At 46.4% G+C, this 24537-nt stretch carries 21 protein-coding genes; 3 read left to right on the top strand and 18 right to left on the bottom strand.

What is annotated here, in order from left to right; translation table 11 throughout:
• Positions 1 to 6: 6 nt before the first annotated feature.
• The 14 genes from pgpA to INR79_RS04545 form a co-directional block, all read right to left on the bottom strand.
• Positions 7 to 510 (bottom strand): phosphatidylglycerophosphatase A, encoded by a 504-nt coding sequence (pgpA, locus tag INR79_RS04610; RefSeq protein ID WP_223096184.1) that lies wholly within the window; start codon positions 508 to 510, stop codon positions 7 to 9.
• Positions 510 to 1484, bottom strand: coding sequence for a thiamine-phosphate kinase (gene thiL, locus INR79_RS04605; RefSeq protein ID WP_223096183.1), 975 nt, complete (start codon positions 1482 to 1484; stop codon positions 510 to 512). The genes pgpA and thiL overlap by 1 nt, the downstream gene beginning before the upstream one ends.
• Before the next feature lie 131 nt (positions 1485 to 1615).
• Complete coding sequence (gene nusB, locus INR79_RS04600; RefSeq protein WP_022549928.1) at positions 1616 to 2083, bottom strand: transcription antitermination factor NusB; 468 nt, start codon at positions 2081 to 2083, stop codon at positions 1616 to 1618.
• Positions 2083 to 2553, bottom strand: a complete 471-nt coding sequence (gene ribE / locus INR79_RS04595) for a 6,7-dimethyl-8-ribityllumazine synthase (RefSeq protein WP_004408440.1) — start codon at positions 2551 to 2553, stop codon at positions 2083 to 2085. Before ribE ends, nusB begins: the two co-directional genes overlap by 1 nt.
• A gap of 184 nt (positions 2554 to 2737) precedes the next feature.
• The gene (gene ribBA, locus INR79_RS04590; RefSeq protein WP_004408442.1) at positions 2738 to 3847 is read right to left on the bottom strand and encodes a bifunctional 3,4-dihydroxy-2-butanone-4-phosphate synthase/GTP cyclohydrolase II; all 1110 of its coding nucleotides are present in this window, start codon (positions 3845 to 3847) and stop codon (positions 2738 to 2740) included.
• Positions 3848 to 3858: 11 nt separating this feature from the next.
• Complete coding sequence (locus INR79_RS04585) at positions 3859 to 4512, bottom strand: riboflavin synthase (protein ID WP_022549925.1); 654 nt, start codon at positions 4510 to 4512, stop codon at positions 3859 to 3861.
• Positions 4513 to 4520: 8 nt separating this feature from the next.
• Positions 4521 to 5618, bottom strand: a complete 1098-nt coding sequence (gene ribD, locus INR79_RS04580; RefSeq protein ID WP_223096182.1) for a bifunctional diaminohydroxyphosphoribosylaminopyrimidine deaminase/5-amino-6-(5-phosphoribosylamino)uracil reductase RibD — start codon at positions 5616 to 5618, stop codon at positions 4521 to 4523.
• Positions 5618 to 6067: a transcriptional regulator NrdR gene (nrdR, locus tag INR79_RS04575; protein ID WP_022549923.1), complete on the bottom strand. Its 450-nt coding sequence runs from the start codon at positions 6065 to 6067 to the stop codon at positions 5618 to 5620. Before nrdR ends, ribD begins: the two co-directional genes overlap by 1 nt.
• Before the next feature lie 102 nt (positions 6068 to 6169).
• Positions 6170 to 7420 (bottom strand): glutamate-5-semialdehyde dehydrogenase, encoded by a 1251-nt coding sequence (locus INR79_RS04570; RefSeq protein ID WP_223096181.1) that lies wholly within the window; start codon positions 7418 to 7420, stop codon positions 6170 to 6172.
• A gap of 18 nt (positions 7421 to 7438) precedes the next feature.
• Entirely contained in the window at positions 7439 to 8578 is a 1140-nt protein-coding gene (gene proB, locus INR79_RS04565; RefSeq protein ID WP_022591644.1) for a glutamate 5-kinase, read from the bottom strand.
• A 118-nt stretch (positions 8579 to 8696) separates the two neighbouring features.
• A complete protein-coding gene (gene crl, locus INR79_RS04560) occupies positions 8697 to 9086 on the bottom strand; it encodes a sigma factor-binding protein Crl (protein ID WP_004408452.1) in 390 nt (129 codons plus the stop codon).
• A 145-nt stretch (positions 9087 to 9231) separates the two neighbouring features.
• A complete protein-coding gene (gene frsA / locus INR79_RS04555; RefSeq protein ID WP_223096180.1) occupies positions 9232 to 10485 on the bottom strand; it encodes an esterase FrsA in 1254 nt (417 codons plus the stop codon).
• Positions 10486 to 10612: 127 nt separating this feature from the next.
• Positions 10613 to 11068 carry a xanthine phosphoribosyltransferase gene (gpt, locus tag INR79_RS04550; protein WP_004408457.1) on the bottom strand — a complete coding sequence of 152 codons (456 nt, stop codon included), beginning with the start codon at positions 11066 to 11068 and terminating at the stop codon, positions 10613 to 10615.
• A 29-nt stretch (positions 11069 to 11097) separates the two neighbouring features.
• Positions 11098 to 12393, bottom strand: a complete 1296-nt coding sequence (locus tag INR79_RS04545; RefSeq protein ID WP_004408459.1) for an NCS2 family permease — start codon at positions 12391 to 12393, stop codon at positions 11098 to 11100.
• A gap of 1067 nt (positions 12394 to 13460) precedes the next feature.
• Here INR79_RS04545 and INR79_RS04540 point away from each other — a divergent pair.
• The gene (locus INR79_RS04540) at positions 13461 to 14933 is read left to right on the top strand and encodes an aminoacyl-histidine dipeptidase (RefSeq protein ID WP_223096179.1); all 1473 of its coding nucleotides are present in this window, start codon (positions 13461 to 13463) and stop codon (positions 14931 to 14933) included.
• Positions 14934 to 15000: 67 nt separating this feature from the next.
• On the opposite strand, the gene INR79_RS04535 is transcribed toward INR79_RS04540, so the two are convergent.
• Both INR79_RS04535 and purL read right to left on the bottom strand, forming a co-directional pair.
• Positions 15001 to 15309, bottom strand: a complete 309-nt coding sequence (locus tag INR79_RS04535) for a DUF3622 domain-containing protein (RefSeq protein ID WP_022549917.1) — start codon at positions 15307 to 15309, stop codon at positions 15001 to 15003.
• Between the two features lie 182 nt (positions 15310 to 15491).
• Positions 15492 to 19385, bottom strand: coding sequence for a phosphoribosylformylglycinamidine synthase (gene purL / locus INR79_RS04530; RefSeq protein WP_223096178.1), 3894 nt, complete (start codon positions 19383 to 19385; stop codon positions 15492 to 15494).
• A 329-nt stretch (positions 19386 to 19714) separates the two neighbouring features.
• Here purL and mltF point away from each other — a divergent pair, with 329 nt between their 5' ends.
• A complete protein-coding gene (gene mltF / locus INR79_RS04525) occupies positions 19715 to 21289 on the top strand; it encodes a membrane-bound lytic murein transglycosylase MltF (RefSeq protein ID WP_223096177.1) in 1575 nt (524 codons plus the stop codon).
• Positions 21290 to 21764: 475 nt separating this feature from the next.
• Here mltF and tadA read toward each other — a convergent pair whose 3' ends face one another.
• A complete protein-coding gene (gene tadA / locus INR79_RS04520) occupies positions 21765 to 22274 on the bottom strand; it encodes a tRNA adenosine(34) deaminase TadA (RefSeq protein WP_022549914.1) in 510 nt (169 codons plus the stop codon).
• A 40-nt stretch (positions 22275 to 22314) separates the two neighbouring features.
• Entirely contained in the window at positions 22315 to 23196 is an 882-nt protein-coding gene (locus tag INR79_RS04515) for a LysR substrate-binding domain-containing protein (protein WP_022549913.1), read from the bottom strand.
• 167 nt (positions 23197 to 23363) lie between these two features.
• Here INR79_RS04515 and INR79_RS04510 point away from each other — a divergent pair, with 167 nt between their 5' ends.
• On the top strand, positions 23364 to 24494 hold the full coding sequence (locus INR79_RS04510) for an S-(hydroxymethyl)glutathione dehydrogenase/class III alcohol dehydrogenase (protein WP_045961698.1): 1131 nt from the start codon (positions 23364 to 23366) through the stop codon (positions 24492 to 24494).
• Positions 24495 to 24537: the final 43 nt, after the last annotated feature.

The raw sequence follows: 24537 nt of genomic DNA, 5'->3' as shown, positions 1-24537 counted from the left end.
CAGACCCTAGAGCCAGCCCGCGTACTTACCGACCAACCAAAGTGAAATAGCCGCCATGACTCCGGCGACAATATCATCTAGCATAATGCCGAGCCCGCCGTGTACACGCTTATCTAACCAACCGATTGGCCACGGTTTTACCATATCGAAAAAACGAAAAAGGATAAAACCTGTAATCAGCCACTTCCAGTCATCCACCGGTATTTTAAATAAAGGCACCACCATCATAGTTAACCAGAAGCCTGCAAATTCGTCCCAGACAATCGAGCCATGGTCGTGCACGCCCATATCATCGGAAGTCACCTGACAGATCTTTATCCCCATAAAACAGGAAACGACTACAGCGACCACATACATAGGAAAAGGTAACTGCACCAGCAAAAGGTAAAATGGAATTGCAGCCAAAGTGCCCATGGTGCCTGGTATGACTGGAGAAAGCCCACTGCCAAAACCCGTTGCTAACAAATGCCATGGGTTTTTAAGCGAAATCAGGGATAAAGGTGAAGACATTACGAGTTAACCTTGAAGTGATCATAACCAGACAATTGCCAGTCCAGTTTTTTTCCTTGTTGTTCTAATACCAATTCGTCGCCAGAGCGGATCTGACCAATACAAGTGGCGGTTGTTCCGGAGTATGCCAGTAAAGTGTCCATTTGTCCTTTGTGCTCTTCAGGTATACAGAAGCACAGCTCATATTCTTCGCCGCTGGTCAGTGCCAGTTGAAGTGCCTCGGTATCGTCTGAGCAAAAAGCTTTTAGCTCATCAGACAATGGAATACTGTCCACATCAATCACAGCACCAACATTGGATGCTTCCATAATATGGCGAAGGTCAGACATCAATCCGTCCGAGATATCCAAACAGGCTGATGCAACATCTCTTAAGGCTTGCCCCACAACCAAGCGAGGGGTAGCAAGGTAGTGGCGTTTTTCAAGCTCTTCGGCATGTGGTTTCGCGCGTTTGGTTTCGTCCAGTACAACTTGCAAACCAGCAGCACTGTCTCCTAGCGTTCCTGTTACATAAATCCAGTCGCCTACTTTGGCACTGTCACGTCGCATGGCTTTGCCTTCAGGTACGAAGCCCTGCACGGTCAGAGTGATACTCAATGGACCTTTCGTCGTATCGCCACCAATTAGCTGAATGTTGAAGTAATTAGCCAGTTCAAAAAAGGATTCACTAAATGGTGCCAGCCACATTTCATCAGGCTCAGGCAGTGTTAGTGCTAAGGATACCCAAGCTGGTGATGCCCCCATCGCAGCTAAATCACTTAAATTAGACGCAAGAGCCTTATGCGCTACCCAAGCAGGGTTTGCATGTTCTAAAAAGTGTGTCCCTTCTACGAGGGTATCGGTGCTGATTGCGATCTGAACGTTTTCGGGGGATGTAACTAATGCGCTGTCGTCTCCTAAGGAGAGCTGAACATCTTTGCGCTGGGTTTGTCGATTGACGAAATAGGTGGTAATTAGGTTGAATTCACCTGCCATGGCTGACTCTTGTATGTTGTTATTTGTGTTAATTATACCTAAGTAAATCAAACTTGCCTGACGCAGTTTACTTAATGCCCCATAAAAAGAAAAAGGTCAGCGTTTAGCTGACCTTTTAAAAATTCAAGCGATTACTTTTTGCGAACATGCGGTGCGGCTTTATCAAGTACACCATTCACAAATTTATGGCTATCTTCTGCGGCAAATACTTTTGCCAGTTCAATTGCTTCGTTGATCACTACTTTGTAAGGTACATCTTCACGACGTGTCATTTCGTACATCGCAAGACGCAGCAAAGCCAGCTCCATCATATCCAAATCTTGCATCGGGCGAGACAAATATGGACGCAGTTTGCTGTCTAGCTCTGTGTGGCTTAATACGACGCCAGACAACAGGTCACGGAAGTAAGCAACGTCAGTTTCCGGTGCAGACAATGAAGGCTCTGACGCATGATGTTCTTCTTCATCATACTTGCCTCCAGATAGGAATTGCTCTTCAACAGTAGCAACATTCTCTTTAGTAATCTGCCACGAATATATGGCTTGTAATGCAAATTGACGTGCGTTACGACGTGCGGCTGGTTTCACACTGGCCCCCATTAGGAATCAATTTCAGAAAGAACGTTGATCATCTCTAGCGCGCTTAGTGCAGCCTCTGCACCTTTATTACCAGCCTTGGTTCCTGCACGCTCGATAGCTTGATCGATGGTATCAACGGTTAGTACACCAAACGCCACTGGAAGACTGTATTCCAGAGACACCTGAGCCAAACCTTTGTTGCATTCACTACAAACATAGTCAAAGTGAGGAGTACCACCACGAATAACCGAACCCAAAGAAATAATGGCATCGAATTTACCTGTCTTTGCAACGCGCTGAGCGGTGAGAGGTAGTTCAACGGCACCCGGGCAACGTACTACTGTGATGTTGTCTTCGCTGATTTGTCCATGACGCTTTAAAGTATCGATTGCACCAGATAACAGGCTTTCGTTAATAAAACTGTTAAAACGAGAAATAACGATAGCAATTTTTGCATTTGGCGCTGGGAAACCGCCCTCGATCACTTTCATAAAGCTTTCCTTTAACTATGTTCATCAAGTGAGAATCGCCGGATTCTAGCACAAAAGTGTGAGAGATATCTAATGGAAATTGAGAGTAAACAAAGCGAATGGGCAGGAAAATAGAGGATAGATAATCAATGAAAAAAGCAAGGAGATATCCCCTTGCTCTTTTGTACTTTTAATCAGAAGAAACCTAGTCGCAGACGTACTCGGTAACGTTCAGACCGAAACCTGACAATGAGTGATAACGTTTCTTGCTTGAGGACAACAGGCGCATGTCGCTGATGCCAAGATCGGCGAGGATCTGAGAACCGACGCCGACGCGGCGTGAAGTGCCCTGCTTTTTCGCCATTTTAGGGGCGTTGCCGCTGTCTTGCTGTTCAAACGTCTTCACTTTGTGAATGATGAATTCGGACGACTCTTCATTACCCAGAATCACCAGTACACCACCTTCATCGCTGATACGTCTCATGGCTTTATCGAGCGTCCAGCTGCGTTCGGCGCTGCGGTCGCTGCGAAGCACATCCGTAAAGGTGTCTTGCAAGTGAACACGCACTAATGGTGCTTCTTCTTTCAGATCGCCTTTTTTCAGCGCGTAGTGGATTTGACTGTCAATTGTGTCGCGGTAAGTGACTAACTCAAATTCGCCGAATTCAGTTGGCAGCTTACATTGCGCCACACGTTCAATTGTTGTTTCCGTGTTGTTTCGGAATTCAATCAGATCAGAGATTGTACCCAGCTTGATGTTGTGTTTTTCCGCAAACACTTCCAAATCAGGGCGACGCGCCATGGTGCCATCATCGTTTAGGATTTCAACGATAACACCAGCTGGCTCCAAACCTGCCAGTCTTGCTAAATCACATCCGGCTTCCGTATGACCAGCTCGAGTCAGAACTCCACCGTCCTGAGCGGTCAGCGGGAAAATATGACCAGGCTGAACCAAGTCGGCAGCTTTCGCTTCTTTGGCTACAGCTGCCTGAACCGTCAATGCTCGGTCAGCAGCAGAAATACCGGTCGTGACACCTTCTGCCGCTTCAATCGAGACGGTAAATGCTGTTGAGTACTGTGCGTTGTTGTCCTGAACCATAGGAGGAAGTCCAAGATGTTCACAACGCTCCTTGGTCATAGTAAGGCAAATAAGACCACGACCGTAAGTCGCCATAAAGTTAATGGCTTCTGGCGTCACGAGCTCGGCGGCCATAATGATGTCGCCTTCATTCTCACGATCTTCGTCATCCATCAAGATGACCATCTTACCTAAACGAATGTCTTCAATGATTTCTTGTGGCGTACTGATTGACATAATGATGTTCCCTAAGCAAAACCGTTTTGTTGTAAAAATTCCATGGATATCTTGGATTCTGGCTCTTGATGCTGATTTCCCTGAAGCAGACGTTCCATATAACGCGCTAACACATCAACTTCCAAATTCACTTTTCGACCGACCTGGAAATCGTTGATGGTTGTTTCCAAAGAAGTGTGTGGCACGATAGTGAGCTTAAAGGCATTCTTACGTAACGCATTGACGGTCAGACTGATTCCGTCAACGGTAATCGAGCCTTTCTCAGCGACGTATTTGCTGATTTCAGCAGGCATATCAACCCAAAACTCAACCGCTCGCCCAACCTGATTTCGCTCGACTATTTCACCAATGCCGTCCACGTGACCAGAAACAATATGACCGCCAAAGCGTGTGGTCGGTAACATTGCCTTTTCCAGGTTCACTTTGTCACCCGCCTGGTATTGGGTGAAACCTGTTTTGTTCATGGTTTCCACAGATAAATCTGCTGTGTAGCTATTCTCAGTAAACTCGATAACAGTCAGACACACACCGTTAGTGGCAATACTGTCACCGAGTTTCACGTCTGCCATATCCAGCTTACCAGTTTCTACTGTTACGCTGATGTCTTCGCCCTTGGGCGTGATGGCAGTAAGAGTTCCTACCGCCTCTACAATTCCTGTAAACATAACTACTTCTACGTATTTTTAATAACTTTCGCGGTAATTCGGATATCCGGTCCTACCATGCGAACATCATTTATCTCTAGGTCAATGGCTTGCTGCATTGAAGTGAGACCGAGATTATGAACCAAACCACGACCATCACTGCCCATCAATTTGGGCGCCAGATAAACAATCAATTCATCCACCAATTCTTGCTCAATTAAACTGGCTGCCAGTGTCGCGCCTGCCTCAACCCAGATGTGTTGAATGCCCAGCTTTTCAGCAAGCTTATCGAAAACATAGGGAATATCCACCTGCCCGGATGAATTAAGCTGAAAGTATGGAGATTTCGGGTCTACGACTTCAATATTGCCAGAAGTCTGAAACAAGGAGAGATTCTGATGGAGTTTTTGCTGTCGATCCAAAATCACACGAGCAGGTTGTCTTAGCTCCGATTCAGGATAAATTGCCTGCGTACTTTCAGGTAGTTCAGACCAACGTACATTCAGTGATGCATTGTCATCTATCACTGTTTTGCTGGTAGAAACAATCGCACAAGACTGTGCTCGATAGGCTTGAACATCTCGACGAGCCTGAGGTGAAGTGATCCATTTACTTTCCCCGTTACTCAATGCTGTTTGCCCATCCAGACTCGCTGCAAGCTTAAGCTGAACAAAAGGTTTTCCCGTTTCCATACGCTTGAGAAACCCTTTGTTTAACGCGCGAGCATCCGATTCCAGCACCCCGACTTCAACCTCTACGCCAGCATCACGAAGCATTTTAACGCCTCGCCCAGCGACGACCGGATTTGGGTCCTGCATTGCGCAGACGACTCTAGCTATACCTGCCTTTATGAGGGCTTCTGAACAGGGAGGAGTGCGACCATAATGAGAACAAGGTTCCAGAGTGACATAGGCTGTCGCCCCTTTCGCGTTTTCCCCTGCCGCTCTTAAGGCATGAACTTCCGCGTGTGGCTCTCCCGCTTTGAAGTGCAACCCTTCGCCAACAATCTTGCCATCTTTGGCAATAACACAGCCGACATTCGGGTTAGGAGAAGTGGTGAAACGCCCTTTTTTTGCCAGCGCGATTGCTCTTGCCATCAATTGATGGTCTAACTCGGTACTGCGCATCAGTCTTCCAGTTTAGCGATTTCTTCGCCGAATTCTCGGATATCTTCAAAGCTGCGATACACCGAAGCAAAACGAATATAGGCAACCTTATCCAACTCTTTAAGCTGGTCCATCACAAGATTCCCTATCATCTCACTAGGTACTTCGCGTTCACCCGTAGCACGGAGCTGAGATTTGATGGTGCTGATCGCCAATTCAGTTGCGTCGGCGGCAACCGGACGTTTTTCCAATGCGCGCTGTAAACCACCTACCATTTTATCTTCATTAAATGGCTCACGGTTACCGTTAGACTTGATGACTTTTGGCATCACAAGCTCAGCACTTTCAAACGTAGTAAAACGCTCATTACACGCCAGGCATTGACGACGGCGACGAACCTGGTGCCCATCTGCGACCAATCGTGAGTCAATTACTTTGGTGTCATTTTCTGAACAAAATGGACAATGCATATCACCTCCAAAAATTTGTCTTAGTCTAACGGAATTCAACAGGTTGAGAAAAGCAAAAAGGGCTCATGAGGAGCCCTTATCGATACTTAAGCACATATTTTGTTAACTACGAGGCAAATAGTTCGCTTTTCCGACCCATTTGTAACTGGTTAATTCTTCTAAACCCATTGGACCTCTAGCGTGCAGTTTCTGCGTGGATACCGCCACTTCGGCTCCTAAACCAAACTGAGCACCGTCGGTAAAACGGGTTGACGCGTTCACATATACCGCGGCTGAATCGACTGAATTGATGAAGCGTTCGGTGTTCACCAGATCGTTTGACATAATGGCGTCTGAGTGACTGGCATTGTGCACACGCATGTGATGGATAGCTTCATCAAGATCTTTGACCACTTTGACTCCCAGTGTGAAGCTGAGCCACTCGGTATCAAAATCCCCGTCTTTGGCATCGCGAAGATCTTTTGCTTCTAAAAGCAGTGCTTTAGCGCTTGAGTCTGCGACAAACGCCACTTTTTTGGACATTTTCGCAACCAACTTCGGTAAAAATTCGTCAGCAACCGCTTCATGGACAAGCAAAGTATCGAGCGCGTTACAAGCAGACGGACGCTGCACTTTGGCGTTCTCAACCACATCCAGAGAACGCTCTAAATCGGCACTTTCATCAACAAAAATATGGCTGATACCAAATCCACCGATAATTACAGGAATATTGCTGTTTTCTTTACACATTTTGTGTAGACCAGCGCCACCACGCGGGATGATCATGTCCACGTATTCATCCAGCTTAAGAAGCTGAGATACCAGTTCACGATCTGGCTTTTCAATATACTGCACCGAAGCGGCTGGTAACTCTGCCTTTTCGAGTGCCGACTGGATAACTTTCACTAGCTCCATGTTGGAGTGGAAGGTCTCTTTACCACCGCGAAGAATACTGGCATTACCAGTTTTCAAACACAGTGCTGCGATATCAATCGTCACATTAGGACGCGCTTCATAAATGACTCCGACAACACCAAGTGGCACTCGGCGCTTAGTTAGAAACATGCCATTTTCAAGCACCTTGCTGTCGATTTCACTGCCAACCGGATCCGTTAAATTGATGACGTTACGCACATCACTGGCAATCCCTGCAAGGCGTTCCTTGTTCAAGAGTAGTCGGTCAAGCAAGGCTTCTGTCAGACCCGCTTGTCTGCCAGCCTCGATGTCTTTGGCGTTGGCTTCGAGAATGATTTGTTCATTGGCTTCCAATTCATCCGCAATGATTGCAAGCGCTTTGTTTTTTTGAGCAGTGGATGCGGTTGCCAGATGAAAAGCTGCGTCTTTTGCTGCTTTCCCCATATTTGTTAAATTCACGACTTTTCTCCTTAAAACTTATTCTTGAATCACAACAAGATCATCGCGGTGAATGACTTCTGCACCGTACTCATAACCTAATATCGCACTGATATCTTTGCTGTGTTTTCCAATAATCTTGGCGAGATCGCCACTTGAATAACTCGCGATTCCTTTCGCGACGAGCTGCCCGCCCGATGTCGTGACTCTCGCCACTTCACCACGTGCAAATGAACCACTGACATTAACCACACCTTTGGCGAGCAAACTGCTTCCACGGGTGATTACAGCGTTGACGGCACCTTCATCAATAATAATGTCACCACTGGCAGCAGGACCCGCCAGAATCCAACGCTTACGGTTTTCTAAAGATTCTTCCAGCGGTAAGAATCGAGTACCTTGTGGCGATGGGCTCAGAGCATCAAAAATAACATTTTGTCCACTGCCAGCGGCAATGATCACTTCGATCCCTGCTCGCCTTGCAATGTCAGCAGCCTGAAGCTTAGTTGCCATGCCCCCTGTCCCCAACGTGGTGCCACTGCCACCCGCAATCTTGCGTAGCGTGTCATCAATCGTTTTCACTTCTTTAATGAGTTCTGCGTTCGGGTCTTTTCGTGGATCGGCAGTAAACAGACCTGGCTGATCGGTCAGAAGCAGAAGCTTATCGGCGCTGCACAGAATGCCAACCAACGCAGACAGGTTGTCGTTGTCCCCGACTTTGATTTCAGAGGTCGCAACTGCATCGTTCTCATTCACAATTGGGATGATGTCATTCTCGACCAAAGCCTGAATGGTATCACGTGCATTGAGAAACCTTTCTCTGTCTTCCAGATCGGCGCGAGTTAACAGCATTTGACCGATTTTAAGACCAAATAAATCAAACAGCGATTCCCAAGTTTGGATCAATCGGCTTTGCCCAACCGCTGCCAGTAATTGCTTACTCGACATGTTGTTGGGCAATGTCGGGTAGCCTAAGTGCTCTCTGCCTGCTGCAATAGCACCAGAAGAAACCAGAACCACAGAGTGACCTTGCTTTTTCAACTCTGCACATTGTCTGACTAGCTCAACCATGTGGGGTCGATTGATCTCCAAAGTGCCACCTGTCAGCACACTGGTTCCTAATTTCACCACGATAGTTTGAGTTTGGGAGGCTTTCCCGATTTTTTGATTCATTGTCATTGTCAAATTGGTTAAAACAAACGAAGAACAGATGTTGTAACAATGAAGTGAGGTTTTAACAAGAAGAAAAGGCGCAAAAATGCGCCTTTTTATGCATGAAGCAATTCAAATGCGTGATTTAAGTGACTTCTACTGATTCTTTATGCAATTCATAATCAATTTCAAATCGCTCAGATAACGCTTTTTTCAGTTTTTTATCAAAGTCTTCCAAGGTTCTGGTGACTTCATCCTGTGCTTTTTTGGGAATAGCTTTCGCTTCCCAATTACCTTCAAGATTGTAGAGCCCTAAACTGTAGTTAGCGACGAAGCCTTCTTCCTGCTTGTCGAAATCTAACCACCACCCCCAAAATTCTCTCTCCTCCGGTGACTTTTTGTCATTAACGCAAACAGACAAGCAATCAAACAAGTAATGACCTTCCTGAGATTCCTTCTCTCGCAAGTACGGACCTATCGCTTTTAGAGCCGATAGCAAACGAAAGTGTGTGGGATTCGCAGTATTTTCAGCCATATTGAATCTCCATTTCAGTTTTTAGATTTATAAGTTTTTTTCCATGCTCAATTGCTACCTGCCAGAGCATGGATATCTGCCAATTCATGCGCAGGATAAATTGGACAGATATACTTAATCATTGACTAAAATAGATCAAAAGTCATTATTTTAGTTCATCTTTTAGCCATTGCATCGCCAATGAGAGAGCTTCCTCATATCCTTGCGAAATTGATTTAGAAGACACTTTCTTTGCCTTACCGCCTTGACTAAAAAATGACACTAGTTTGTTATCGGAATAGGGAGAAACTGGGTCTCCTTCCAGCCCTATTGCCAGAATAGGCACCTGAGTACGTCGGCTACTCAAGAAACCTTGAGCTTTTAACGACCAAGCTCTCATTTGTCCCGCCAGGCTGTGGATATCAACAACATCCTTACCCAGACGAGAAGCCAGCATGTCCAAATACATCTTCGGCATTTGAAGCAGTTTATCCGTGGATGAGAGAACATCATGAATTGGCGCCCCAAGAGCAACGCAAGCTTTGATTCTGTCCTGTTCCAAGAAGCTCAACCTTACCGCTGCATTGCCACCAAACCGGAACCCGACCAACCCTACTCTGAAGTGATCAACCCAAGGCAGGTTAGGTAACTCATCCAATACGGCTTTATGAAGACAACTCGAATCTTCAGTCAGATCCCAATGACTGCTGTGCCCTATTGAGGGCATATCCAGAGTCAGCATAGCGATATCATTTGGCGCAAGGTAATCTCTGAACAGTCGCCACATATCCGACTGCAAGCTGTCCAGCCCAGCACTGACAATCACAACTGGCAGCTGCCTGTCAGTATGAGGTAGATGCAAATTGGCTTTAATTTTCCGCTTACCAAAAGGCACTTCGACTTTCTTAGTCACGTATTGGCTGTGTTCCATTGCCTTGTCATACGCTTTGTGAACCAGAACCTGAGCCTGTATAGATAAGCTATCCCCTTTGATATGCGGATACCCGGCAATGCTGAAACACAAGCTAGCATTGAAGTAAGCATTGCTAGCCTCCTCGCCCTTCAGCTCATCGCCTTTTTTCTGATTGATCATTCCTTGATGAATCCATTCATACGTCCAGTTTCCCGAGTGGTACCCCATCACGGTATCCAACCACTCATCGTGAGTTCGTGAATGATCAGAAGAGGCGATACGAGATAAAACGCTTTCCAGCTCCAATGGTTCGATTCCCTGCCAAATCCACTGCATTTTTCTTAGCGTTCGATACCATGACTCTCCCTGCTCTTCACGCTTTTTATCCAGATAGGATTCATTACTGGGCATATAGCGAACAAGGGCTGACGTTTCTTTAGCTTGACGGTGGTTCTGGAACAGTTCTTCTGAAAGGTTTTTGCTGGTTTGCTCTTCAGATATGGACATAAGGCAAGGATCTTTTTCAGTGGAATTGGGAAACTTTGTCCCTAATAGTAATAAAAAAAATGACCCTATAGCAGGGTCATTTTGAAAATTTGAGTGTCTGACGAAGCATTCAGCTTCGGATTAGCGATTACTTGTTGATTGGATCAACAAAGGTAAGCGCCATATCCCATGGCTGCTCAATCCACGTGTCCTGAGGAATATCAACAATGTAATCGTCAACAAGGTCTATGCCTGCTGGCTTCGCACACACAGTAATTAACTTTGCTTTTGGATACATATCGCGGATTTTACGCGCAGTATCGCCACTGTCTGCCAGGTCATCAACAATCAGGAAACCTTCACCGTCTCCTTCTGGTGCTTTCAGAACTGTCATGTCACGCTGATGGTCGTGATCATAGCTAGAGATGCACACGGTATCTACGTAGCGAATACCCAGTTCACGCGCCAAAATAGCTGCTGGAACCAGACCACCGCGACTCACACCAATAATGCCTTTCCATTGTTCAGCAGGCATTTGACGCTCGGCAAGCTGACGACAGTACATCTGCATGTTGTCCCAGGAGATGATAAATTTGTTACTCATAATTGTTATAAACCTGTTTAGACGAAATCTTAAGCTGCGCTAAGAACGAATTTAATTGTGAAGATGGCTGCCATCACCCAAACACTTATGGACACATCTTTTGCTTTGCCACTTAAACCTTTGATTGCCGCATAAGCGATAAAGCCTAACGCGATACCATCTGCAATTGAGAAGGTTAAAGGCATAAGAAGACACGTCACAACAACAGGAGCCGCTTCAGTCAGATCGCGCCAGTCGATACTAACCAAGCCAGAGAGCATTAGGATTGCAACATAAAATAGCGCACCTGCTGTCGCATAAGCGGGGATCATGCCAGCTAATGGCGAGAAGAATAAAGCAAGTAAGAACAAAATGCCAACTACAACCGCCGTTAAACCTGTGCGACCACCCGCAGCAACACCAGATACACTTTCGATGTAAGAAGTCGTGTTCGAGGTACCCAGAACGGCACCCACAGAGGTGGCGGTCGAATCCGCAAGAAGGGCACGGTTCAGGCGAGGAATTTTGCCATCTTTCTGAATCAGATCAGCTTTTTGTGCAACACCAACCAGAGTACCTGCTGTATCGAACAAATCGACAAACAAGAATGCAAACACCACAGAAATCATGCCAATTTCAAATACGGCAGAGAAATCCAGTTGCATGAATGTAGGCGCAATGCTTGGTGGCATTGAAACTACGCCGCCCCACTGCACATCACCAAATGCCAGACCCAGACCGGTGATCGCCAGAATCGCGATCATAACAGAGCCTTTCACTCCTTTATGTACAAGAGCTATCGTCAGGAAAAAGCCCAAAGAAGCCAGAACAGCAGGAAGAGAAGTAATCGCACCTAAAGAGACAAACGTTGCTGGGTTATCAACAACAATACCCGCATTTTTAAGACCGATAAACGCCAGGAACAAACCGATACCAGCAGAAATACCCGTTCTTAAAGACATTGGAATGGAGTTAATGATCCACTCACGAATCTTAAACACACTAAGAAGAATGAATAAAATACCGGAGACAAATACAGCTGCCAGTGCGACTTGCCACGTATGACCCATTCCTAAAACAACGGAATAGGTGAAAAAGGCATTCAAGCCCATTCCTGGAGCCTGAGCAATCGGATAGTTGGCAACAAAACCCATAATGAAACAACCCACCGCTGCGGCAAGACAGGTCGCGACAAATACCGCACCGCGATCCATACCCGCATCAGCAAGAATTGCTGGGTTAACAAAAATGATGTAAGCCATGGTGAGGAAGGTAGTCAACCCGGCAATGATTTCCGTGCGCACGCTGGTATTGTGCTCACTCAATTTGAATAGCCTTTCGAGCATAATCGAGTCCCTAAAAATGTATAAAATAAACGTTTGCGTAATCGATTGGCGCGAATTATAAAGATATCAAATATCAAATTCTAGCTAGAATTAAAGCTCTACCCTTTCTCTATAACTCATAAAGAATGCACTTCGCATCTTTACCATTTATATCAATCACTTAATCCCTTAACTTTTTGACTATGCCATCTTCGCATAGAGCTCATCATTGTAGGTTGAAATATGAACACATTGTTAGACTAAGTACACATTTCGTAGAAATTTGGTGATGGTAGTGTTTAAAAATGAGCCTGTTATGAAATTGCAGGCTTATGTGAGGTAAAAGTCACGGAATGGGAATTTCTTAGGCATAAAAAAACGCCACTCAACTTGAGTGGCGGTAGAATCTTGATATCCCGACAGCAAAAAAACTGGGTTATATATGAATTCCAATTATAGGGGTGAACAATTAGTTCAATCACACTTTGATTATGACTAGTAACCAAAGCTGGTTGGGTATGCGAAGTTACCTGTGTAAATAGATGGTACATTCCAGAACATCGCAGACGGTAAACCTTTCATAGCTATCACCTTTAAATCAATTAAACAAAAGTTGATTCTCAGTTCCTTGGAGGCGATAAACGGACTCATCCTTTGAGCATTTTCTCTTCATCTCTGAAGTTGGTTGCCAATATACCATCACGAAAAATAATTACAAGATCTAAATCGATCTAGATCACAAAAAACTTCCAAAGTTGCGATAAATCAAATTATCAATGTAATTAAATTACAAAAATATCAAATAATGACAATTTATTAATAAAACTTATTTCATAACAACTTACGAGAAATTTTGATATATCCATCACCAAATTGGGTACTGCCAACTATTTGTTACGCACTTGCTAAAGATTAGATTGAGAATTGGTACGTAAATCCGATAGGGAAATGGTATTCTAAGCCCATCGTCACAGAGCTGATTAGGATGAAATGTGGCAATCAGTTCTATGGTTGCGATTTTTGGTTAGCTTCCTGCTCTCCACTTACAATTTCATCCTGTCAGTATTCAAAAAATAAAGGAGTTTTCCGTGTCTGAGTTCCATTCTGAAATCAGCCAGTTGCAACCCGCTAAACTTTGGCAGTTTTTCGACAAGATTTGTTCAATCCCTCACCCTTCCAAACATGAAGAAGAGCTCGCGCAATACATCGTTAATTGGGCGACTGAACAAGGTTTTGATGTAAAGCGCGACCCGACAGGAAACGTCTTCATCAAAAAGCCAGCAACTCCTGGTATGGAAAATAAAAAAGGCGTGGTTCTTCAAGCACACATTGATATGGTGCCTCAGAAAAACGAAGACACTGACCACGACTTCACAAAAGACCCTATCCAACCATATATCGACGGCGAGTGGGTGACAGCGAAAGGCACTACCTTAGGTTCTGACAACGGTATCGGTATGGCTTCTTGTCTCGCGGTTCTGGCATCAGATGATATTAAGCACGGTCCTTTAGAAGTGCTTCTAACCATTGATGAAGAAGCTGGTATGACGGGTGCTTTTGGTCTGGAAAAAGGCTGGTTGGAGGGTGATATCCTTCTTAACACTGATTCCGAGCAAGAAGGCGAAGTTTACATGGGTTGTGCCGGTGGTATCGATGGCTCAATCGCATTCGACATCACTCGCGAAGCGCTTCCGGAAGGTTACGTAACTCGCCTGATCACACTGAAAGGTCTAAAAGGTGGTCACTCTGGTTGTGATATCCACACTGGTCGCGGCAATGCGAACAAACTATTCGCTCGCTTCCTGGCAGGTCATGCACAAGAACTGGATCTACGTCTAATCGATTTCCGTGGTGGTAGCCTACGAAACGCAATCCCGCGTGAAGCTTGGGTAACGGTCGCAGTACCGGCTGCCAACCAAGACAAACTTGCCGAACTACTTTCAACCTACACTGAGCTTCTTAGTGCTGAGCTAGGTCGTATCGAAACTGACATTGTTTCTTTCAATGAAGATTCTGACGCCACTAGCGGTGTATTCTCTCAAGCAGATCAATCTCGCTTCATCGCTGCTTTGAACGCTGCGCCAAATGGTGTGATTCGCATGAGTGACGATATCGAAGGTGTAGTGGAAACGTCTTTGAACGTAGGTGTAATCACGACTGAAGCTGATAAAGTAACTGTACTTTGTCTTATCCGCTCTCTGATCGACTCTGGTCGTCAGCAAGTCGAAAGTACGCTTCGCTCTATTGCCGAGCTTGCTGGTGCTCAAATTGATTTCTCTGGCGCGTACCCTGGCTGGAAACCTGATGCAGATTCAGAGATCATGGCAATTTTCCGTGACATGTATGAAGGTATTTACGGTCACAAGCCAAACATCATGGTTATCCACGCAGGTCTTGAGTGTGGTCTGTTTAAAGAACCTTACCCTGAAATGGACATGGTTTCTTTCGGTCCAACAATCAAATTCCCACACTCTCCTGATGAAAAAGTGAAAATCGATACGGTTGCACTTTACTGGGAACAGATGGTCGCACTGCTAGAAGCGATTCCTGAGAAAAAGTAATCTCCTGAAAAAAAGAAAAGCTGGCAAATCAATTTGCCAGCTTTTTTTGTATCTCAGGAAAGACGTTTTACTCGTCGTCTTCTGCGTCAGCGATTTTTCTCGCTTCTTCGAATGCTTTTTTCTTTTCAGCGGCAGCCAATGCCGCTGCTTCACGCTCGCTGCGTTTCTCTGCTTTGCGATCGTTACGCTTTGCTTGATTCTCTACAAATTCAGCCAGCGTCTTTTCCGCCCAGTCTTGTGCCTGTGCTTCAGACTCAAAACCACTTTCACGCTTCGATACCATGGTACGGCGAGAAGTCACTTGGCGGGTAATTTCTGCTGTCCAGCCTTTACGCTTTTCGGAGACTCGGATAGCAAACTTTCTGTTTTTCGACATTTCTGTATTCCTAAGGGATTTCGGTAAAGGGATTCAGCCATCCCTTGGCAAGCGCGGTATTATACCCAAAGCTAGAAACTTTGCTCGTAATTTTTGCGCTCATGCAGCCGTATAAAAAACCGCCAGAGCTTTCACTCTGGCGGTTACGGTAAACTGAGATTCAGTTGCTAGCGAAAACTCAATTAACCGACATTTTTGCGAGCATTTTGGAACATACGCATCCAAGCGCCGTTCTCGCCCCAACCTTCTGGTGACCAAGAGTTGGCTACTGTACGGAACACACGCTCTGGGTGAGGCATCATTATGGTTACACGACCATCTTGTGTCGTCAGACCCGTGATTGCGTTTGGAGAACCGTTCGGGTTGTTCGGGTACTGCTGCGTTGGGTTACCGTGGTTATCAATGTAACGCACCGCCACTGTACCAGACGCTTCAATTGCGGCTAGGTGCTCTGCATCGCGAACTTCAACACGACCTTCACCGTGTGACACTGCGATTGGCATACGAGAACCTTCCATACCATTGAAGAAGACTGAATCAGACTTCTGAACCTCAACAAGGCTGAAGCGAGCTTCGAAACGCTCAGATTCGTTACGTACGAAACGTGGCCACAAGTCAGCACCAGGAATCAGTTCTTTCAGGTTTGAAAGCATCTGACAGCCATTACACACACCAAGAGAGAAGGTGTCTTCACGCTTGAAGAAGCCTTCAAACTGTTCGCGTGCCTGACCGTTGAACAGAATGGATTTCGCCCAACCTTCACCTGCACCTAACACGTCACCGTAAGAGAAGCCACCACACGCCACAAGACCGTTGTACTCATCCAGTACTGCTTTACCAGTCAGGATGTCGCTCATGTGAATATCAGTCGCTTCAAAACCAGCGCGATCAAACGCCGCAGCCATTTCAACGTGAGAGTTAACACCCTGCTCACGCAGGATTGCCATCTTAGGCTTAGCGCCTTTCGCAATGTATGGTGCAGCGATGTCTTCATTGACGTCGTAGCTCAGTTTGACGTTCAGACCTGGGTCTGAGTTGTCTTTCTTCGCTTCGAATTCTTGGTCTGCACAAGCAGGGTTATCACGGAGACCTTGCATCTTGTGCGTTGTCTCTGCCCAGATAGTACGTAGTTCTGTGCGTGAACGCTCAAGTACAACTGCATCACCAGAAGTGATAACAATGTCGTCAGAATCTTCAACGCTACCGATCACGTGAGAACATGTCTCCAAGCCATTCGCAGCCAGAGTAGAAAGCACTGCATCCAGATCGTCGTTCTTAACCTGAACCACAGCACCCAGTTCTTCATTAAATAGTGCTGCTAATGCATCTTCGCCCAGTCCTGCAATGTTAGCGCGAACACCACAGTGACCTGCGAACGCCATTTCTGCCAGAGTGACAAACAAGCCACCGTCGCCTTTATCGTGGTATGCCACCAGCTTGTCTTCACGAACAAGGGTTTGCATTGCGTCGAAGAAGCCTTTTAGTTGCTCAGCGTTGTCTACATCAGCAGGCTTGTCACCCAACTGTTTGTATACCTGTGCCAGTGCTGTTGCACCTAAACGGTTCTTACCGTTACCCAGGTCGACCAGAACCAAAGATGATTCTCCTTTGTCTGTTAATAGCTGAGGAGTGACTGTCTTACGTACGTCTTCCACGCGACCAAATGCCGTGATAACCAGTGAAAGTGGCGAAGTGACTTCTTTGTCCTCACCGTTTTCATTCCACTTAGTCTTCATCGACATAGAATCTTTACCCACAGGGATAGTCAGACCTAGTGCCGGACATAGCTCTTCACCCACTGCTTTTACTGCTTCATAAAGACCAGCATCTTCGCCTGGGTGACCCGCAGGAGACATCCAGTTTGCGGACAGTTTAATGTGTTTGATGTCGCCAATGTCAGTCGCTGCAATGTTCGTCAGAGACTCACCTACCGCTAAGCGAGCAGACGCCCCGAAGTCAAGCAGTGCAACTGGAGTACGCTCACCCATCGACATTGCTTCACCGTGGTAAGAATCGTAGCTTGCCGCCGTTACTGCGCAGTTCGCCACTGGAACCTGCCAAGGACCAACCATTTGGTCGCGAGCAACCAAGCCCGTTACAGTACGGTCACCAATGGTGATAAGGAATGTTTTTTCTGCCACGGTAGGAAGACGAAGAACACGATCTGCCGCTTCGTTCAGTTCAATACCATCACGTGCGATAGCTGGGCTATCTACTTTAAGCGTAGTGGCTTCACGGTGCATCTTAGGTGTTTTACCTAACAAGATGTCCATTGGCATATCAATAGGCGTGTTGTCGAAGTGTGAATCTTCCAGCGTTAGATGGCGTTCTTCAGTTGCTTCACCCACTACCGCATAAGGGGCACGTTCACGCTTACAGATAGCATCGAAAGTTTCCATGTTTTCTGGTGCGACCGCCATTACATAGCGCTCTTGTGATTCGTTACACCAGATTTCAAGCGGGCTCATGCTCAGCTCATCATTAGGAACATCGCGTAGCTGGAACTTGCCACCACGCTCACCATCGTCACATAACTCTGGCAGTGCGTTTGAGATACCGCCAGCGCCCACATCGTGGATAAACGCGATTGGGTTGTCTTCACCCAACTGCCAACAACGGTCAATCACTTCCTGACAACGACGTTCCATCTCTGGGTTTTCACGCTGTACAGAAGCGAAATCTAAGTCTTCAGCTGATTGACCTGAAGCCATAGAAGAAGCTGCGCCGCCACCAAGACCGATGTTCATCGCAGGACCACCCAGTACGATAAGTTTCGCACCTACTGGGATTTCTTTCTTCTGAACGTGCTCATCGCGAATGTTACCCATACCACCAGCAATCATGATCGGCTTGTGGTAACCACGTACTTCTTCACCCGCGTGAGAAGTCACTTTTTCTTCGTAAGTACGGAAGTAGCCCAACAGGTTAGGACGACCAAATTCGTTGTTGAACGCTGCGCCACCGAGTGGACCTTCTAGCATGATGTCCAGAGCGTTAACGATACGACCCGGCTTACCGAAATCAGTTTCCCAAGGTTGTTCGTAACCAGGAATACGCAGGTTAGAAGTTGTGAATCCAACAAGACCCGCTTTTGGTTTGCCACCAATACCAGTAGCGCCTTCGTCACGGATTTCACCACCTGAACCTGTAGAAGCGCCCGGCCAAGGAGAAATAGCTGTTGGGTGGTTGTGTGTTTCTACCTTCATCAGGATGTGAGCATCTTCGTGATGGTAGTTGTACTGACGAGTTTCAGGATTTGGGAAGAAACGACCGACTTTCGAACCTGTCATTACCGCTGCATTGTCTTTGTAAGCAGACAGTACGTGATCTGGCGTAGTCTCGAAGGTGTTCTTGATCATCTTAAACAGAGACTTCTCTTGCTGTTCGCCGTCGATAGTCCAGTCTGCATTAAAGATTTTGTGGCGACAGTGCTCTGAGTTCGCCTGTGCAAACATCATCAGCTCGATGTCATTAGGGTTACGACCCAGCTTAGTGAAGTTTTCCACTAAGTAGTCGATTTCGTCTTCTGCAAGGGCAAGACCAAGAGAAACGTTTGCTTCTTCAAGCGCCGCTCGACCGCCCGCTAAGATATCAACGTGAGCCACTGGCGCAGGCTCTGCAACTGTGAACAATGCAGATGCTGCTTCAAGATCAGTGAACACAGATTCCATCATGCGATCGTGAATCAGGGCTTTGACTGCTTGAGTTTGCTCATCAGACAGTTGAGCCGACGTTTCAATGTAGTACGCCGTGCCGCGCTCAAGACGTTTTACTTTCTCAAGACCACAGTTGATGGCGATATCCGTGGATTTAGAAGACCAAGGAGAAATAGTACCCGGACGTGGAGTCACAAGAAGTAGAAGACCTTCTGGCTCGTGCTCTTCGATCGTTGGACCGTAAGTCAGCAGTTTTTCTAGCTTGTCGAGTTCAGACGCATCTAGATCCGCTGTCAGGTCAGCAAAGTGCATAAACTCAGCGTAAATACCTGTTACTGGCAGGCTTTGCTCACGACAAAGTTCAAGTAATTTGTTAACACGAAACTCAGAAAGAGCTGGGGAGCCACGCAAAATTCTCATGTGCTTAGGTCTCTTATGCAGTTAGTTAAGGTGATATTGCAATAAATTCAATGAGTTAAAATCAACTCAAAAACTCATACCAATTTCACCTCGCTTTTGCGGGCGTATTATAGAGGAAAAAATTTGTGACGTAACCACAAATAGCAACCGTTTGCGTCTTTTTTTGTCGCACGTGGTTTCAGACGCCTCTCAATTCTGACCTCGGTTACGTAGCTGAATGAACTTTCATCCACCAGCTCGCGCTTTTTAATTCTTTTTGAGCATCTGACTTTGCCCTACTGACCTGCTTTGATATAAAGAGGGCTCAGCTTTAATATGAGTATGTCACTTTGAGTAATTTTGCCCCGTTAGTTTGGTTAAGGCGATTAACACTTTTCTCCCTTTTCAGCCTTGTGCTGGCTGGCTGTCAGATAGAATCGAACCCTAAAAGTGAACTGGAAAAAGTTCGCGAAAGAGGTACGTTGAGAGTCGGAACCTTAAATAACCAACTCTCTTATTACATTGGTCCTGATGGTCCAACCGGGTTGGATTTCGAACTGGCGAAGCGATTTGCTGACGAATTGGGCGTAAAACTTGAAATGAAACCTGCCTATCGTTTAGCTGAATTATTCCCGGCGTTAGAGCGTGGCGAAATTGACATGATTGCCGCAGGTCTAAGCCAGACCCCAGACAGATTAAAGCTGTTTAGAGCAGGTCCCGCTTACTACTACGTTTCTCAGCAAGTGGTGTATAAAAAAGGTTCCTGGCGACCACGTAATGTCGACCAGCTCGTCGACAAACAAATCCCTATTGTTGTGGTGAAAGATTCTCACTTTGAACGCACGTTAAAAGCACTGCAAAAAGAAAAACCCGGGCTCGTTTACCGGGATGAAAACGATGCCGATGTGAATGATCTCCTTCAAAAGGTCTACAAAGGCGAACTGGCACTGACGATGGCGGATTCCGTAGAGTTGTCACTTTCTCAGCGCCTCTACCCTTCTCTGGCACTCGCTTTTGAGCTGACAGAAGACCAGCCCATTTCCTGGTACATGCGTCGCAGTGACGACGAAAGCCTGTATGCCTTACTGATAGAATTCTTCGGTCTGCTGAAACAATCCGGAGACTTGGCACGTTTAGAAGAGAAATACTTCGGACACGTAGAAAGCTTCGATTTCGTTGATACACGTGCCTTTATTCGTGCTCTGGACAGTAAGCTTCCAAAATGGGAATCCCTGTTTAAAAAGCATTCCAACGAGTTTGACTGGCGTTTGATCGCCGCTTTGGCTTATCAGGAATCCCATTGGAATCCTCTGGCTAAATCGCCCACTGGTGTTCGGGGCATGATGATGTTAACCCTGCCAACTGCGAAGAGTGTCGGGGTGAAAAATCGACTCGACCCGGAGCAATCTGTGCGTGGTGGGGTGGAGTACTTGCGACGTATTGTAGATCGCGTACCCGATTCCATTTCAGAACATGAGAAAATCTGGTTTGCATTAGCGTCTTATAACGTCGGTTATGGTCACATGATGGACGCGCGCCGCCTGACCAAACGTCAGGGTGGCGACCCGGATTCCTGGGCAGATGTGAAAGATCGCCTGCCTTTACTGCGCAAAAAAGAGTTCTACAGCAAAACACGATATGGTTACGCGCGTGGTGATGAAGCTAGAAACTACGTAGAAAATATCCGTCGCTACTACCAATCGATCATTGGTCATGTGGATAAACAGCGCATCGATAATGAAGAGCTAAGTATCGATGACTTACAGGTGATTGATGTACCTATCTCTTCCGCAGCAGGCTCTTCTGCGTCAGAGTCGGTTTCTAGTTCGGTATCTACCAACGACGAAGCGCGCTCTGAAAATGAAAACGTTGATTCAAACAAGGCGTCTTCAGAAGAGAGTAAATCGACAGAAGATAAGAAGTAATCCTACCGCGCTCGAATCCTCTTTCGGGCGCGAATTTTTCTTTTCATGAATAGCAGTCATTCGACTACGAAATCCTACCACTTGAAAAATGTTAAATTCGCCCTTACATTGAACGGGATGGCGATTGATCTTGATTCGTCATCACCCCGTAACAATCGAAGCTTATAAACAGGGCTTCGCAGTAAACGAAATCTCACTTTTCGCCGCAGACAAGACGTAGTGAAAAGCGGTGAAATGAGTGATTGGGCGGTGCCAGAAAAACAAAACAGCGCCGTTATTGTTAGCTTGGTAGAGGAGAGAAACTATGTTCTCCAAAAGAAAGTCGTCTAAACGACTGCTTCAAAAGGCTGTATCTTCTAACCGTCGTAAGCGAATGCTTGCCAATAACAAGAAAAAAGTGATTTGGCGTAGCAGGGCTTTTGCTCTTTGCTTTGACTCTTAATTCAGAAGATACGGTATTTCTAAACGGCAAACATCAATCCTGATGTTTGCCATCAGATTTCTTCTCTTTCAGCGCTTTCTTCTCTTTACGTCTTCTCTTGAAAAAACTCTGCAACTGTTCGCGACACTCTTGTTCCAGCAAACCGGATTCGATAACTGCATAGTGATATGACGCCTGACTTTCAAACAGATTTAATACGGTACCAGCTGCCCCTGCTTTTAAATCGGGCGCGCCATAAACAATGCGCTTCACACGGCTGTGGAGCAGAGCACCAGCACACATGGGGCAAGGCTCTAGCGTCACGTACAAAGTGGTATCTAGCAAACGATAGTTTTCAATGGCTGAACCTGCTTTGCGGAGCACCTGAATTTCGGCATGAGCAGTCGCATCATGCTGACCAATCGAGCGGTTCCACCCTTCTGCAATAACTTCCCCATCTTTGACCAGAACAGCGCCGACTGGCACTTCCCCTTCCTGTTCGGCTCTGTCTGCTAACGCCATAGCATGGCGCATAAACTGTTCGTCTTGTTCGCTAAAAGGCACGTTTTTTCTCGATGTATCGGCTTCTGAGGCGGATTATATTCTAGTTTGAATAAATGGACAGTCTTTCGGCAAGAAAGTCGATCAGCAGACGGACCTTAGAAGACAGGTAACGATTATTAGGATAAAGCGCCCAGATCCCTTCTTTGGTGTCCCGAAAATCTGTAAGCAGTTCCACCAGTTTACCTGTCGCCATATGTTGATGAACGTAGTAATCCGGTAACTGCACGATTCCAATGCCATTTAGTGCGGCGTTAATCAGTACTCGCCCACTGTCACACGTCATCCTCCCTTCTACAGAGAGCTGTCGCTTGTGACCATTTTCTATAAATCGCCAGTACGGATGGTTACCAATCAGGCATTGATGCTGAGACAGCTCCAGCAGTGCGCGCGGCTCACCGTGCTTTTCTATATAGCCAGGGCTGGCGCAAACGTGCATCTGACGAGACCCCAACCGCTTCGCAATGTAAGTCGAGTCACCAAGGTGCCCAAGGCGGATAGCGAGATCGAACCCGTGTTCTAACATATCGAGCTTTTGGTTGGACAAATGAAAATCCAGCTCTACTTCAGGATAAATCGTCAAAAACTCGCTGAGTACAGGTGCCAGCATCTGCTCGCCATAGGTGACAGGTGCCGTCAGCTTTATTTTGCCTTTCAGGGTACTTTGCAACTCCGTCACGGCTTGTTCGGCAAACTCCAGCCCATCGACAAGGTGCCGACAGTGCTGATAATAAACCTTGCCTGCATCGGTCAAAGTCACTTTACGCGTGGTACGAAGCAGCAACTTGACAGACAACCGTTGTTCTAACTTTGATATCTTGCGACTCACTTGTGCGACTGAGGTTGATAATTTTTGAGCTGCTAACGTAAAACTGGACTGTTCAGCAACGGCAACAAACTCTGTTACCCCTTCCCATTGCTCCATAATCAACCTCTTATCGCAAAAACCATTATTACAAATATGTAATAGTTATTTTCATTTTAGCCTGATTATCAACTGAGATAAATTAATTAAACTAGAGCTCATAATCTGCCAACTCCTTCATTGAGTTAGAGTAATGGCGGGGGATACTAATTATTAGGGAACCAATTATGTCTGAGCAATTCATCAAATCTCGTGCCGCTGTGGCATGGGGACCGAATCAACCACTCTCGATCGAAGAAGTGGATGTCATGTTGCCTAAAGCAGGCGAAGTCCTGGTAAAAATTGTTGCGAGTGGTGTTTGCCATACTGATGCATTTACTTTGTCTGGCGAAGATCCAGAGGGCATCTTCCCGTCTATCCTGGGTCATGAAGGTGGCGGGATTGTAGAAATGGTGGGTGAAGGCGTCACTAGTGTTGAAGTTGGTGACCACGTAATCCCTCTTTACACCGCTGAGTGCGGAGAGTGTAAGTTCTGTACTTCCGGCAAAACTAACCTGTGTCAGGCAGTACGCGAAACACAAGGTAAAGGCTTAATGCCAGACGGCACTACCCGTTTCTACAAAGACGGAGAGCCTATCTACCACTACATGGGTTGCTCAACCTTCTCTGAATACACTGTGTTACCAGAGATTTCATTGGCGAAAGTAAACCAGGACGCCCCTCTTGAAGAAGTGTGTTTGCTGGGCTGTGGTGTAACAACGGGAATGGGCGCGGTGCTTAATACTGCCAAAGTGCAAAAAGGCGACACGGTGGCAATATTCGGCTTAGGTGGTATTGGTCTCTCTGCGATCATCGGTGCGACAATGGCAGGTGCGAGCCGGATTATTGGTGTCGACATTAACGAAAGTAAGTTCGATCTTGCTCGTCAGCTAGGCGCGACAGATTGCATCAACCCTCAGCACTACGATAAACCAATTCAAGACGTCATCATAGAAATGACTGACGGCGGCGTAGATTTCTCGTTCGAATGTATTGGCAACGTCAACGTCATGCGCTCGGCATTAGAGTGTTGTCATAAAGGCTGGGGAGAATCTGTCATTATTGGCGTAGCGGGCGCTGGCCAGGAAATCTCAACCAGACCTTTCCAACTGGTTACCGGGCGGGTTTGGCGAGGCAGTGCCTTTGGTGGGGTGAAAGGTCGCTCCGAATTACCAGGCATAGTAGAACGCTACATGGCAGGTGAATTTGGGCTGCAAGAGTTCATCACTCACACCATGGGGCTGGATGGGATCAATGACGCATTTGATTTAATGCACAAAGGCGAAAGCATCCGCTCTGTTGTACATTTCGACAGATAACTCACAATCCGACAGAGCGGGGCTTCGCTCTGTCGCTTTTAAG

Origin of the sequence: Vibrio sp. SCSIO 43132 (assembly GCF_019904195.1) — a bacterium.
GTDB classification, from domain to species: domain Bacteria; phylum Pseudomonadota; class Gammaproteobacteria; order Enterobacterales; family Vibrionaceae; genus Vibrio; species Vibrio nigripulchritudo.
Note: the sequence above shows the minus strand (reverse complement) of the source record. Positions and strands in the feature narration are given on the sequence as shown.

Bases quoted from the DNA above. Each gene is read 5' to 3' on its own strand.
- nusB (WP_022549928.1), bottom strand. From the start codon at position 2,083: ATGGGGGCCAGTGTGAAACCAGCCGCACGTCGTAACGCACGTCAATTT.
- thiL (WP_223096183.1), bottom strand. From the start codon at position 1,484: ATGGCAGGTGAATTCAACCTAATTACCACCTATTTCGTCAATCGACAA.
- proB (WP_022591644.1), bottom strand. From the start codon at position 8,578: ATGACAATGAATCAAAAAATCGGGAAAGCCTCCCAAACTCAAACTATC.
- ribBA (WP_004408442.1), bottom strand. From the start codon at position 3,847: ATGTCAATCAGTACGCCACAAGAAATCATTGAAGACATTCGTTTAGGT.
- INR79_RS04515 (WP_022549913.1), bottom strand. From the start codon at position 23,196: ATGGAGCAATGGGAAGGGGTAACAGAGTTTGTTGCCGTTGCTGAACAG.
- frsA (WP_223096180.1), bottom strand. From the start codon at position 10,485: ATGTCCATATCTGAAGAGCAAACCAGCAAAAACCTTTCAGAAGAACTG.
- gpt (WP_004408457.1), bottom strand. From the start codon at position 11,068: ATGAGTAACAAATTTATCATCTCCTGGGACAACATGCAGATGTACTGT.
- purL (WP_223096178.1), bottom strand. From the start codon at position 19,385: ATGAGAATTTTGCGTGGCTCCCCAGCTCTTTCTGAGTTTCGTGTTAAC.
- nrdR (WP_022549923.1), bottom strand. From the start codon at position 6,067: ATGCATTGTCCATTTTGTTCAGAAAATGACACCAAAGTAATTGACTCA.
- INR79_RS04585 (WP_022549925.1), bottom strand. From the start codon at position 4,512: ATGTTTACAGGAATTGTAGAGGCGGTAGGAACTCTTACTGCCATCACG.
- pgpA (WP_223096184.1), bottom strand. From the start codon at position 510: ATGTCTTCACCTTTATCCCTGATTTCGCTTAAAAACCCATGGCATTTG.
- INR79_RS04545 (WP_004408459.1), bottom strand. From the start codon at position 12,393: ATGCTCGAAAGGCTATTCAAATTGAGTGAGCACAATACCAGCGTGCGC.
- INR79_RS04510 (WP_045961698.1), top strand. From the start codon at position 23,364: ATGTCTGAGCAATTCATCAAATCTCGTGCCGCTGTGGCATGGGGACCG.
- INR79_RS04535 (WP_022549917.1), bottom strand. From the start codon at position 15,309: ATGTCGAAAAACAGAAAGTTTGCTATCCGAGTCTCCGAAAAGCGTAAA.
- ribD (WP_223096182.1), bottom strand. From the start codon at position 5,618: ATGCGCAGTACCGAGTTAGACCATCAATTGATGGCAAGAGCAATCGCG.
- ribE (WP_004408440.1), bottom strand. From the start codon at position 2,553: ATGAAAGTGATCGAGGGCGGTTTCCCAGCGCCAAATGCAAAAATTGCT.
- crl (WP_004408452.1), bottom strand. From the start codon at position 9,086: ATGGCTGAAAATACTGCGAATCCCACACACTTTCGTTTGCTATCGGCT.